The sequence below is a fragment of the Amycolatopsis roodepoortensis genome, assembly GCF_024628825.1.
GTDB classification, from domain to species: Bacteria; Actinomycetota; Actinomycetes; order Mycobacteriales; family Pseudonocardiaceae; genus Amycolatopsis; species Amycolatopsis roodepoortensis.
Genome location: NZ_CP102415.1, coordinates 5,799,039 through 5,810,818, shown reverse-complemented (window position 1 = coordinate 5,810,818; position 11,780 = coordinate 5,799,039). Strand labels below are relative to the sequence as shown.

General features: G+C 64.4%; 12 protein-coding genes. 6 read left to right on the top strand and 6 right to left on the bottom strand.

Features of this window, described 5'->3' with window-relative positions; all coding sequences use genetic code 11:
* Positions 1 to 94 precede the first annotated feature (94 nt).
* Positions 95 to 1,114 carry a hypothetical protein gene (locus NQK81_RS27705; RefSeq protein WP_257483826.1) on the bottom strand — a complete coding sequence of 340 codons (1,020 nt, stop codon included), beginning with the start codon at positions 1,112 to 1,114 and terminating at the stop codon, positions 95 to 97.
* Positions 1,108 to 1,683, bottom strand: a complete 576-nt coding sequence (locus NQK81_RS27700; RefSeq protein ID WP_257483825.1) for a hypothetical protein — start codon at positions 1,681 to 1,683, stop codon at positions 1,108 to 1,110. The genes NQK81_RS27705 and NQK81_RS27700 overlap by 7 nt, the downstream gene beginning before the upstream one ends.
* 219 nt (positions 1,684 to 1,902) lie before the next feature.
* Here NQK81_RS27700 and NQK81_RS27695 point away from each other — a divergent pair, with 219 nt between their 5' ends.
* On the top strand, positions 1,903 to 2,550 hold the full coding sequence (locus tag NQK81_RS27695) for a prepilin peptidase (RefSeq protein ID WP_257483824.1): 648 nt from the start codon (positions 1,903 to 1,905) through the stop codon (positions 2,548 to 2,550).
* A 358-nt stretch (positions 2,551 to 2,908) separates the two neighbouring features.
* Here NQK81_RS27695 and NQK81_RS27690 read toward each other — a convergent pair whose 3' ends face one another.
* Both NQK81_RS27690 and NQK81_RS27685 read right to left on the bottom strand, forming a co-directional pair.
* On the bottom strand, positions 2,909 to 3,268 hold the full coding sequence (locus NQK81_RS27690) for a DUF6355 family natural product biosynthesis protein (RefSeq protein WP_257483823.1): 360 nt from the start codon (positions 3,266 to 3,268) through the stop codon (positions 2,909 to 2,911).
* A 330-nt stretch (positions 3,269 to 3,598) separates the two neighbouring features.
* Positions 3,599 to 5,851 (bottom strand): XRE family transcriptional regulator, encoded by a 2,253-nt coding sequence (locus tag NQK81_RS27685; RefSeq protein ID WP_257483822.1) that lies wholly within the window; start codon positions 5,849 to 5,851, stop codon positions 3,599 to 3,601.
* Positions 5,852 to 6,128: 277 nt separating this feature from the next.
* Between NQK81_RS27685 and NQK81_RS27680 the strand changes: the two genes are divergently transcribed.
* The 5 genes from NQK81_RS27680 (at position 6,129) to NQK81_RS27660 (ending at position 9,996) form a co-directional block, all read left to right on the top strand.
* The gene (locus tag NQK81_RS27680) at positions 6,129 to 6,584 is read left to right on the top strand and encodes a helix-turn-helix domain-containing protein (RefSeq protein WP_257483821.1); all 456 of its coding nucleotides are present in this window, start codon (positions 6,129 to 6,131) and stop codon (positions 6,582 to 6,584) included.
* 217 nt (positions 6,585 to 6,801) lie between these two features.
* Positions 6,802 to 7,215, top strand: a complete 414-nt coding sequence (locus NQK81_RS27675) for a hypothetical protein (RefSeq protein WP_257483820.1) — start codon at positions 6,802 to 6,804, stop codon at positions 7,213 to 7,215.
* Entirely contained in the window at positions 7,212 to 8,336 is a 1,125-nt protein-coding gene (locus NQK81_RS27670) for an MAB_1171c family putative transporter (RefSeq protein ID WP_257483819.1), read from the top strand. The genes NQK81_RS27675 and NQK81_RS27670 overlap by 4 nt, the downstream gene beginning before the upstream one ends.
* Positions 8,333 to 8,782, top strand: a complete 450-nt coding sequence (locus NQK81_RS27665; RefSeq protein ID WP_257483818.1) for a nitroreductase family deazaflavin-dependent oxidoreductase — start codon at positions 8,333 to 8,335, stop codon at positions 8,780 to 8,782. The genes NQK81_RS27670 and NQK81_RS27665 overlap by 4 nt, the downstream gene beginning before the upstream one ends.
* A gap of 32 nt (positions 8,783 to 8,814) precedes the next feature.
* A complete protein-coding gene (locus tag NQK81_RS27660) occupies positions 8,815 to 9,996 on the top strand; it encodes an amidohydrolase family protein (RefSeq protein ID WP_257483817.1) in 1,182 nt (393 codons plus the stop codon).
* 47 nt (positions 9,997 to 10,043) lie between these two features.
* On the opposite strand, the gene NQK81_RS27655 is transcribed toward NQK81_RS27660, so the two are convergent.
* A complete protein-coding gene (locus NQK81_RS27655; protein WP_257489865.1) occupies positions 10,044 to 10,436 on the bottom strand; it encodes an NUDIX domain-containing protein in 393 nt (130 codons plus the stop codon).
* A gap of 490 nt (positions 10,437 to 10,926) precedes the next feature.
* On the bottom strand, positions 10,927 to 11,778 hold the full coding sequence (locus NQK81_RS27650; protein WP_257483816.1) for a phosphotransferase enzyme family protein: 852 nt from the start codon (positions 11,776 to 11,778) through the stop codon (positions 10,927 to 10,929).
* Positions 11,779 to 11,780: the final 2 nt, after the last annotated feature.

Below are 11,780 nucleotides of genomic sequence, written 5' to 3'. Positions count from 1 at the left end.
CCACGTATTCACCCGGCCAGCAAATGCCGCCGCGAATACACGGTCAGGAAAAGGAAAGAGAAAACTTTTGATTCAGTTGGGAACGTCGTCCGGGTTATCCCGTGCCCAAGGCTTGGGCTTCGGCGACCCGGAAGGACGCCGCTGCGCTTGTGGTCATGTCCGGGAACGTGCCCGACGCCCCGGCACCCGACCACGTGATTCGCCACGACACGGTCGCCGTGGCCGGAAACCGTTCGCCCGGCGCACCGGCCGACGAACGCTGGTAGGTGTGGCCGCAATCGGGGGACGCCGCCCGCGGATCCCCGTGGGCGGGGAACGGTGTGCCCGGCCCAGCGCAGGACACGGTGTTGCTGTCGCCCATGGCCCAGGACACCGAGGTCGGGGTCGCGGTCGCGGTGACCGACACCCCGGGCACCGAGGCCGTCGCCGACTGCGGCCGCCACATCGCCCGGTCCAGCCACAGCCACGTCGGCAGCTGCACCAGCTGGGTTCCGGCCGGGCTCGACGCGATCACCGGACTCGGCAACCGCAGCTGCGACCGCGCCTGCTCAGCTAACTCTTCTGGCGAGGGCAGCGGCGCTGCACCTGGTGCCTGACCATCGGGAATCCACACCGGCGCCCGGTAGAGCGCGTCCCGCTGCCCCTGGCCGGAACACTGATAGACGTACCAGGCGCCGGCTGGACCTGGCCCCTGCACCGGCACCACATCTTGGGGCCGCGGACGGGCCAGCGACACGAACTGCACCTCACCAGAGCCCCAGCGGTGTCGGTGGAAGCGGATCGTCTGCACACCGTTTGCCGGTGGCTGGTAGTTACTGCGCACGTACGAGCAATCGGCTTTGTTGTCCTCACCACCCACGATCCGGTCGCCAGGTGGATGGGCTGGAGTGCCCGGTTCACCGCCTTGTGATTTCGGCCCGCCGGGTCGCGGTGCCGGATTCGGAGCGGGCGCGCTGCGACCACGTTGTCCCGCGCCGAGCTCGCATCCGGCGTACGAGCTTCGGCCGCAGTCGACCTCGCCATACCAGTCGCCTGCCAGGGCGGGCGCGACGCTCGCGAAAGTCGCAGCGGAGGTCAGGATGGCCAGGGTGCCCAGTCGTCTGGCTGTCAGCATGTTCCGGTCCCTTCCACAGCGAACCGGGTCACCCGCCAGGAACCGTCGACGGCCAGCTTCACCTCGGCGTTGATCAGGTGTTTGCCGCCGGGCTCGTTATCGGCGGGCTGGCCGTTGTCCGCGCGGTACTTCAACCAGTTACTGGCGTCCGAGCAGTCGCGGATCATGACGGTTTTCGGCGTGTCCTGGGGTTCGACGGACTGAACGACGGGGAGGTTGACCGGCTTTCCCTTGGTGATCAGGCCGTTGTAGTGATCGGCGTACATCTGGCGCGAGAGCACCGACAGCGCGTCGCCGGTGGCGTGGTCGGCCAGGCGGGGTGACTGCCAATCGGACGTGGTCGCCACGGCGGCGACGTCCTTCCACATGCCTAGGTATGCAGCGATGGCCTTCTGCTTAGCGATGTCGGCGGGGGAGGTGGCCGTGGCACTGGGGACAGGTGGCGGCGCCGGCGCCGCGGAAGTCGGGGTCGCACTGTTGTCCGAGCTGCAGGCGCTCATGCTCAAGCCGAGTCCGGTCGCGGTGACGAGGGCGGTCAGGGCGAGGACGGTGCGGTGGTGGTACGTCATTACGGTCCCCCAGTTCATCGACGATCGCAGGTCAGCGTGGGCGAGCCACACCGTGACGCTCACCGGCGTGGAGGTCGACGCAAGAACGACTTTCGCGGTGCTGACGCTCCGGACGGCTGCCCTCGTGCAAAGTTCACCCATTGGTTTGAGAGCGGGTCGAGCTGGAGTCCTGGCGGGCAGGATGGCGTACAGGATGATCACGCAAGGTCCGGAGGAGTCGTGCAGCTGACGGCGAGCAGCTGGTGGTGGAGCGGTAGCGCTGCCGTCGGCCTGGTGCTCGGTGCGGCGGCGAGCGGGCTCACGCGCCGGTTTCTGCGACATGAGCGGCCACTGGCCGGGACGTGGTGGCTCGGCTCGGTGCTCACGGCCGCCGCTCTGGGGTTGCTGGGCTGGCGTGTGGGAGCGCGCGGCGAACTTGCCGTCTACGGGTTCGTGGCTGTGCTGGCGGTCCCCTTGGCGGTAATCGACTGGTGCGAACACCGGCTGCCCAGAGCATTGATGTGGCCGCAGCTTGCCGGTGCCATGCTGGGGTTCGCGGTGCTGTGCTTGGTCCGTCACGACCCAGCCCCGGGTGGTCGAGCACTTGCCGCACTCGTCGCGGCGGGTGGACTGTTCCTGATCCTCGCCGTGGCCACCGGCGGGGGTGTCGGTGCCGGCGACGTCAGCGCCGCCGCGGTTGTCGGTCTGGTGACCGGTTGGATCGGCTGGGCCCAGGTCGTCGGAGCGCTGCTGACGGCATCGCTGCTCGCGTTGGTCATGGTCGCTGCGCCCGGCGTCCGACGCCGTGATGACGACGGCGCCACAGTGGTGCCGTTCGGGCCGTGTCTCCTGACGGGCGCGCTGGTCATGGCGCTGGCAGGCGGATAGAACGCCCCTCGCCAGGTCCGGTCGCTGCGTGGGTGTCTGGTGTGCCATCGTTCTCCCTCCTTCCTGATGACCCTCGTGGCGGGTGAGGTGTATCGGTTGGTGTGTTTGCAGTGGGGTTGCCGGGGTGGCGCTTGAGGGGAGGGGCGCCACCCCGGCGGTACTTCCGCCGGTCCCCCGACCAATCGACGGAAGTGCTCGTGGTTGAGCGGTTAGTTGGAGCGGCGTGACGGGCCAAGCTGGGCGGCGAGCCTGGTCTCCCGCCACGCCGCGTCCGGGGGCCGGCTCCCCGGAGCGTCAGAGCTATCGCCGCCGATCAGCAAGTCCAGGGTCGGCGACGACGGCTCTGACGAGTCTGGATTCACGCCGGGCCGTAATAACCCGGGATGCAGCGGGTGCCTCCGTTCCACCAGGCTCCGGTCACCCGCCATTTGATGACCGGTTGGAGGTTGGTCGTCCCGGGACCAACGCAGTAGCGGAAGAGAGCGCCCCAGAAATCCTCGACGTCCAGCATCACGGTGGAACCCGTACCGCCATCGCAGTGCCGGTACTTTCCCCAGCCGAGATACCCGCATCCCTCGCTGACGGCGACAGGACCACGAGAGGCTGATTCTCTTGCAGTGGCAGCGTTTGCCGTCGCGCCCGATCCTGCGACGGCGAGCGCGGCCAAAGCTCCGGCAAGGCCATATCGAATTGCCCGAGTTCGCAAAATAGCAGTCATGTCTTCAATCCTCAAAGTCGATGCTTATTCGAACGGCGAGCTCTTCCCGAGAAACCAAAGGGTTTAATGTAATCCAAGAGGAACGTTCGAGTGGTTCTGCTAACTACTATCCACTGCGGCGAGCCGACTGGAAACCTTCCGGCGAGCACAAAGTTGTGCTCGTTTTGTGCCAACCTTGTCCTCTGTTTGTCATAACCGAAATGATGTTCATTAAGTGCGTCGGCACGACTGGGCAAGACAGGTAACCGAGCGCATTGCGCGGTGTTAAACAGACGAGCCCAGCCAGGTCAATGCTGGGCTGGGCTCGTGTCGACTGTCACGAATCTCGCTTCAGGGACGAGCTTTTTGCTGCGCCAGCAAGGCGATACGGGCGCGGACGTCAGTTCCCTGGGGGTCGCGAAGGCCGTCGAGGATGTGCGCTGCTTGACTGTAGGCATCCCGAGCCGCAGCTATTTCTCCAAGTTCGGTAAATGTTTCGGCGCGGGCAACATGAGTTTGCGCTTGAGCCCAACAGTCGCGACCCGTGCGCCGGAGGGCAAGGGCGGCGTCAAATTCTGCCAGCGCGGGCCTGAGGGCATGCCGCTGGCGAAGCATGAGACCGCGATGGTGGTGCACAGATCCCAGCAGAGGCTTTGAGGCAAGTTTGCGCGCCTGGGCAAGTGCGGCCGCGGCGCTGATGTCCGCTCTGGTGGTGTCGCTCAGTCGCTGATGAACCGGGGCCGCCATACTCAGGGCGAGGACGGCTCCGAAAGTGCAGTCGGCCGAGAAGAATAGCTGTTCCGCCCGGGCGAACGTGTCCCGCGCCTCCTCCAGGCGATTGAGCGCCGCGAATGCTGAAGCGGTGCCCAAGGTCGTCCAAGCGCGACATCCGTCGTCTGTGTCGTCGCAGTGCGCTTGGGCGGCCTGCTCGAAGCGTTCCAATGCTTCGTGATCGCGACCGAGTTCATGCAGAGCCCAGCCGAGATTTTGCAGGCAGCGTACGAGCCCAGCGGGGTTTTCCACGGCGCGGGCGGCATCGAGTCCGGCGGTGGCAAGCGTGAGCCACGCGGTCCAGTCTTTCGATAGATGAAAGTAAGGCAGGAAGGCAGCGGCGAGCTGCCACAGCGCGTCTCCCGCCGAGACACTTCGAGCAGAACGGACGAGGTTGATCACGGTAGCGGCTTCCGTCGCGCACCAGCTCATCGCGGCGTCATAGTCGCCGGTAAAGGTAGCGGGCCGGACACCGAAGTTCTCGCGCGAGGGCGCCTGCCGACCGAGCCATCCTGGCATGAGCGCCGCACTGGCCGCAGCCGCGGAGCTGGCGTACCAGCGGATGACACGGTCACGGGCGCGTTCAACTTCGGACAGTGGTTCGTCGACGAGCCCGTGCAGGTAGGCATATGCCCTAGTCAGCGGGCTCATCCTGATCCGACCCGCCGGAGTCTCCTCGATCAGATGGGCGCGCCGCAGCGCCGAGAGCGCGTCACTGGCCGTGTCTTCGTCTACCGCGGCGAGCGCTGCGATACCGGCGGGAGCGATGTCGCGTACTGGACTGATACCCAGGAGTCTGAACAGTCGCGCGGACCGGGGCGGCAGGGCGAGGTAGGAGAGATCGATGGTGCCGTGGATGTTGATTTCTCGGTCCGACGATGTGAAGACATCGAGTACGCGATTTTCGTCGATGAGTTCTGCGGCCAGTCGTTGCAGCGTGGGTGGGCGCCGCCGCGCGAGTTGCTCCGCCGCGATGGAGATAGCCATCGGGAGGCCACCGCAGGTCTCGACGACCAGGTCTGCGGAACCAGGATCCGCGTCCACGCGGGCGTCGCTGGTTCGTTTCCGGAGCAGGGTCAGCGATTCTTGTCTGTTCAGCGGCGGCACGACGAGGCGAAATCCGCCGGTCTTCATCAGCAAGGCGTCTTGGTGTTCCCGGCTTGTGGTCAGAACGACGCTTCCTGCGCCGGGCAAAAGGTCTTTGACCTGCTCGTAGCTGCCGATGTTGTCGAGTACCACGATGGCCGGGCGCCGTGAGAGCAGCGATCGATAGTACGCGGCTTTATCCGGCAACGGCGCTTCCAGCTGTGCAGCATCGGCGCCCAGAGTGCGAAGAAAGCCGTCCAACGCCGACTCCGATGTGAGAGGTCGCCCCGGAGCGAGCCCGCGCAGGTCAGCGAAGAGGCAGCCTCCGGGATAGCCGTGGACTGCGTTCGCGGCCCACTGGACTGCCAGGGCCGTCTTGCCGACCCAGTACTCGCCCTCGATCGCGACCAGGACGGCCTCACCACGCTTCCCGACAGCCACGTCGATTCGCCGCAGCTGCTCAGCACGCCCTACGAAGCCTGGAACCGTGGCTGGCAACTGCATGGGGCGAATCGGAGCGTTTTCGCCGACCCTCTGCTGCTTTGCCAACCACTCAAGCTCACCCCCGGCGCTGAGGGCGCGGTCGATCTCACTCACCGCCGCCGGCAGCAACGGACGCCAGCCGTGGAGCATCTTCGACAGGTAGCTGGCGCTGTAGCTCGTCATACCGGCCAGCTGGCCGAGCGTCACTCCCCGCTCGCGGCGCCATCTCTCAACCGCCGCCGCAAAACTGTTGATATTCCTCAAGGCGCCTCCCCGCGCGTCACCGCCTGCCCGCCCCCCACAATCGAGCGAGGAAGGCGCGTATTACTGGGCGGGGACCCGGGAGTCAGCCCGTGTTGCCACGATGCCGTTGATACGTTCGGACGATGTGCCCGCGAGGCGTGTTCCCCGCACAAGCACGTTCCGATATAGTGGAATGATCAAGGTCGAGAGTACGTAAGAGTGGATCGCGAGTCAACCATTTCGGACAAGGGCGGCATCAGATCCGATATTCCGGACTGGCCGCGCGGAGGGGTGCACGGTGTCCGAACCTGGCCACGACATGCACAGCGCATCGGAGAATGAGGCTGATGGCGAGCCGTTCGCCGTGCTGCTGCGGCGCTTGATCGGCCTGAGGAAGCTCCCGGACGGCAGACCGTACACCGTCGCTGACGTGGACAAGGACCTCAACCGCGATCAGAAGCGGATCTCCAAGAGTCATTTGTACGGGCTGGTCAACGGCACCAGTGAACCAAGCCTGGAGGTCACCCAGACCCTCGCCGACTACTTCGGCGTAGAGCTGGAGTACTTCGGGAAGGGCACACGAGCACGCACTCTGCAAAACCAGTACGCGCTGCTGGAGAAACTGTCACACGACGGCGTACAAGAAGTCGCGTTCCGCGCAAGCGAGCTCTCGGGCGACCAGCTGCGGAGCGTATTGGACTTCATTGAGTTCCAGACCAGCCGAAAGGACGACCCGGGTAACACGTCCGGGTGACGTCAAAGTCGCTTCCCCGATGTGACCTGGTCTTTCTGCGACGATGCGATCGGGTGATCAACAACGGACTGGGAGGGCCGTCGTGAGGAACCTTTCTTCAGTTGTCCGGCGCGAGTGGCGGGTGATGCGCTTGCGGCGAGATCTTCGTAGGCAGCTGGCCGCAGCGAAGATCGAGGGGCCAACGCCCATGTCCGAGGTGTGCGATCGCCTCGGTCGGATGCGCGGCAAGCCGATCCGGTTGATGTTGATGCCCATGGATGTGCCCGGTCCGTTCGGGCTGTGGTTGAGCACGGCCGCCGCGGACTTCATCGTGGTGCAGAGAGTCGGTACCACGTGGTTACACCGCGAGCACATCATCGCCCACGAGCTCGGGCATCTTCTCGCGGGTCATCCGACAGATACCGGTGACGACTCGGTGTGGCGGGAGCTCATGCCCGACATTCCCATCGAGATGATCCGTGGTGCGCTGGGGCGCACTACCTACGACAATAGGTTCGAGGAGGAAGCCGAAACTCTCGCCACCGTGCTGCTCGAGGCCACGGCGAAAGCGCAATCGGTCACTCTTCCCGGCTATTCGCCTCGTGCTCGCCGGGCACAGACGGCACTGGGTGACCCGATCGATCTACTATGAACCTGACCCAGTTCCTGATCCTCGTGCTGGCCTGGTTCCTCTACAGGCTGGCGAAGTCGCCGCGCAACCCGGCGTTGTGGGCTGTGGTCGCGTGTATCGCCTTCCACCTGCTGGGGTCCACCACCGGCATCGTCTATTTGCGCTTGCTCTTCGGCGAACTGCCGGCCTCCAGCACCGTCAAGCTCGTCATGAACCTCGCCCTGAACATCTCGCGGTACGCGCTGATGCTGTTCTTCCTGCTGTCCGCAGGCGGAACCCGGCGGCGCGCGCAGATCGAAGGCGCGGTGCTCGGCGTCGTGTGCGCCGCGATGACCACAGCAGTTCTCGTCCTGCCGCCGGAATTACGAGACAAGGCCTACCCGACCAGTGGCTCGCTCCCCCACACGATGTCCGCTCCCGGCGTCGCCCCCTTCTATCTCATAGGCGGCGCCTACACGATCTACGCCACGATCCAAACCGCCCGCTGGGCCCTGCGCTACGCCAACGAATCCCAGCACCGCGCCCGACTCGGCCTCCGTATCGCCGCAGCAGGCCTCGGGTTCGCCGCAACGGCGACAGCGGCACGAACCGTTGTCACGATCGTGCGCTGGACCGGTCATCCCGGCTACGGCGGCGACCTCATGGCCGTCACCAACCGGTTGGTCCCCATCGGGACCTTCCTCTTCTTAGCCGGCGTGCTGTACGTCGGGCTCGCCGCACGACTGTCCGCCCTCCGTGTCTGGCTGCGACACCGGCGGACCTACCACGAGCTACGGCCACTGTGGGAACCGCTCCACACAGCGTTCCCCGAGGGCCAGCTCGACCGCGCTCCCACCCACAGATTGTTCGACCGCATCAGCCCATGGCGCATCGGCCACAAATATTGGCGACGCGTCATCGAGATTCGCGACGGTCTCCTCCAGATCAGCCCCCACCTTGTCGACCTCGGCTACGACGCAGCGCGCCCTGCCGAGCAGCAAGCAGACACGATCCGAAGAGCGGTCGAACGACAGCGGGCGGGAACGGCGCCCCAGGCCAGGACAGCCCTCACTGTCGCAGAACCCAGTACCACCAACATAAACGACGATGTGAACCAGCTCGTCCGCCTCTCACAGGCCCTGGCCCAGAAAGGTAGTCCGTGACCACCCCGCCGAAGACCGAGATCCGCGACCGCAACTCTTCAGCACTCAGCAAGATCCGCGCTGGTGAACCGAAACCATACGAGGAGAAGACCTATGTCCTGCGAGCACTGACCATTCCAGGCCGCTCAAGTGGACACCCACGAACAGTTCCCATAGCCGTTGTGCAACTCGACGGAACACGCTACATCTGCGCGCCCGACCGCGGGCGCGACTGGGTACAGAACCTCATCGCAGCCAAGCACTGTGACCTCGAAGGCGACCCCGAACCACGGCACCAGGCCGACCTCGTCGACGACGAGGCTGCAGCCGGCGCCGTCCATGCCTACCTCGCGAAACTCGGGAAGCCTTCGACGATGTGGCCCTTCCCGAGCGACGCCAGTCCCGAGGAGATCCACCGGCACCTCGGCAACATCGCCGTGTTCCGGCTCAAGCCTCGCACCCCGTGACCCCCATGGAACAGGCCAGTGACGGTCGGCAGATGCTGATCACCGCGTCCCAGGTACTTCGTGGCCCTCGCGGTGAACACATCAGTGATGGTGCCGTTCTCGTCGAGGCAGGCATCATCGTGGCGGTCGGCACCCGTCGCGCCGTTGAGCAGCAGGCCCAGCCCACCGCGGTCCACTTCGACTATCCCGGTTGCACGGTGCTGCCTGGATTGATCAATTGTCACGTCCACCTGGCCTTCGACGGCGGCCCCGACCTCGTCAGCACAGTCCGTGAGACGCCCGACGCTGCCTTACTCGACGGAATGGCCAAGCGGGTAAGACAACTGCTCTACTCCGGCGTGACCACCGTCCGGGACCTCGGCGACCGCGACGGGCTGGCCATCCACCTCCGCGACAGAGTGAACCGAGGCGAAGAGATCGGCCCACGAATCGTTGCCGCCGGCCCGCCGATCACACCACCACGAGGTCATTGCTGGTTTCTCGGCGGCGAAGCCGAAGGCGAACAACAGCTGCGGCAACGGGTGCAGCACAACGCCGACATGGGCGCCGACGTCATCAAAGTCATGGCCTCCGGCGGGCAGATCACCCCGAACTCGCCGCCGATGTGGCAAACCCAGTTCACAAAGAAGGACCTGCAAATCGTCGTCGACCAAGCCAGCCGCCTCGGGCTCCCCGTCGCCGCACACGCACACGGCACTCACGCGATCCAGACAGCGGTCAACGCTGGCGTCGCCACGATCGAGCACTGCACGTGGCTACAGGACGGCGGAGGCGGCTACGACACCCAGGACGCTGTGGCACGCACGATGGCCGAGCGCGGCATCTACGCCTGCGTTGCATGGCCCCCCGACTGGCAAGGTTTCATGGCGCGGCTAGGAGCTGAAAGAGCCGACATGGTCGTCAACAGGTTCCAATGGATGGCCCGAGTTGGCATACCCCTCATCCCCGGGACCGACGCAGGCTTACCTCGCTCAGGCTTCACCGACTTCGCCGAGGCACTCAAGCTCTACACTCACGTCGGCTACACAGCCGACCAGGTCATCGAAATGGCCACTACGACCAGCGCGCAAGCCCTCGGCCTGCACCGAGTCGGCCAGCTCGTAGCAGGCCACAGCGCTGACATCCTGGTCGTCGAGGGCGACCCGACGACCAACCTCGACAACTTGAGTCAGCGTCAGGAAATACTGATACGCGGCGTTCCAACGATGAAATAGGGAACCCAACCAAAGATAATCTACTTTTACCGGAGCGCCCCGAAGCCTTACACAGTTCGACCAAATTCAGCGTATTGCACTGAACCGTCCAGAAGCGCTCGATGCGCTACTTCAACTCGGCGAGCCATCGACGGACGAAGACGTTGCTTGGCGACATCAGCGCGGAGGAACTCAAATCGACCAACCTCGTCGACCGCTGGCCGAATCGTCAAAATTTGTTCATCGCTCAGGACACCACCGTCGAAGATGAGCTGGATGCTGTCACGCCAGACTCCATGAGTCGGCATCCAGTCGATGAGCAGCAGTCGACCGATCTGCAGGTCGATGCCGAGTTCTTCACGAACCTCGCGATAGCAAGCGGCCCGCGGCGATTCCTCATCCTCGGTCAGACCTCCGGGAATGTCGAGGAATGGCTTGTAGGTCGGCGAGATGAAGAGCACACGTCCCGCACCGTCACGGATGAGCACGCCTGCGGCCACATTCTTTCGAGGCAGACGCCCCGCAATACCGGGGTTGAACTCGACCTCCGGGTCGCCTTCGTCCTGCAAGTCATTCCCGAAGACTGCGCGATCACCGCAGTGGTTTGGCTGCTCATGCCTCAAGGTGCCTCACTTGGTAGGAACGGGGCCACTGTGTCGGTCAACTCGCGCACAGGCCGCAGCTGCCGGCACCCTTCAAACTGGCTGAGCAAGTCGCGAACGATGTGATGCGAGCGCTTCGAGTCGGCGACCGCAGCGGCTTCGGCCGCCATCGTGCCATAGTGAGCGCATTGCTCCACATCCTGTTCGAGCAGCGCCGCCGTGGCTCGATGCTCAGCGGCGAAGTCAGACGGGTCCTGGATGCACGGTTCCACCGCTCAAACAGTTCCTAGCTTATGCCAAGTATCCGATCATTTAATCGAAGGGGATTCAAAACACTACGACAACGTTTTCAAAATGCCGACCATGTCCATGGGCGATCAATTTTACCCATCAGACAAGATACTCGATAACGCGCTTGCTTAGCAGCTTTTGAGCTCGCGCCAGCTTTCCCTAGAACAAAAGCAGTCCAGCGCAATTCTCTAATTGTAGCAAGAGTACGATATCCTGGCCAGACTGTCATATCATAGCCACCGTAAGCAGCGACGAAAGCGCGGTAATCAGCCTCGGTGATCCGCGCGAAGTCCGTGTAGTCGACCGCCAGCGAGACAAGGTCCCATTCGCGAGGCCCGACTCCTAGTTGGTCGAGATCCAGCAACACCGGGTCCCCACCTGCCATAGGGACGACGACGTTGCCCTGCCAGGCGTCCCCGTGTATGACCGCGGGAGGAACGCTCGGTGCCAGCTCCCGATAATCCAAGCTTAGTTGTTCGACCAGGCCTTTAAGCCACGCTCGATCTTCTTCCAGCAAAACGAATCCACCGTCGATGGAGGCACCTAGACTGTCGAGGGGATCCACGGTGGGAAGAGGCAGCTCCTGAGGTACGGCCAAGTTGTGGAGCTGCCTCAGTGTTGAGCCGAGCTCGGCTGGGGTGGCGTGGCGGTGCTCTGGTAGTTCGACCCACCATGTGACAGGTCGATCTCCAACGGCAGTGGGCTGTTCGATGTTGTCGACGGTGCGGACAACGGTAATGCCAGCTTCGGCAAGCCAGTGCGAAGCTTGGATCTGACGTTCCGCGACAAGCTGGGAGCCAGGCGGCCCGATCCGGGCGACGACACCGCCAGCCAGCCGGTAGAGCACGTTCGTTCCGTCACGAATCAGAGTTGCTCCGGCCGTCGCCACGCCTGCTCGTTCAGCGGCCACCT

Bases quoted from the DNA above. Each gene is read 5' to 3' on its own strand.
- NQK81_RS27705 (WP_257483826.1), bottom strand. From the start codon at position 1,114: ATGCTGACAGCCAGACGACTGGGCACCCTGGCCATCCTGACCTCCGCT.
- NQK81_RS27660 (WP_257483817.1), top strand. From the start codon at position 8,815: ATGCTGATCACCGCGTCCCAGGTACTTCGTGGCCCTCGCGGTGAACAC.
- NQK81_RS27675 (WP_257483820.1), top strand. From the start codon at position 6,802: ATGCGCGGCAAGCCGATCCGGTTGATGTTGATGCCCATGGATGTGCCC.
- NQK81_RS27690 (WP_257483823.1), bottom strand. From the start codon at position 3,268: ATGACTGCTATTTTGCGAACTCGGGCAATTCGATATGGCCTTGCCGGA.
- NQK81_RS27700 (WP_257483825.1), bottom strand. From the start codon at position 1,683: ATGACGTACCACCACCGCACCGTCCTCGCCCTGACCGCCCTCGTCACC.
- NQK81_RS27670 (WP_257483819.1), top strand. From the start codon at position 7,212: ATGAACCTGACCCAGTTCCTGATCCTCGTGCTGGCCTGGTTCCTCTAC.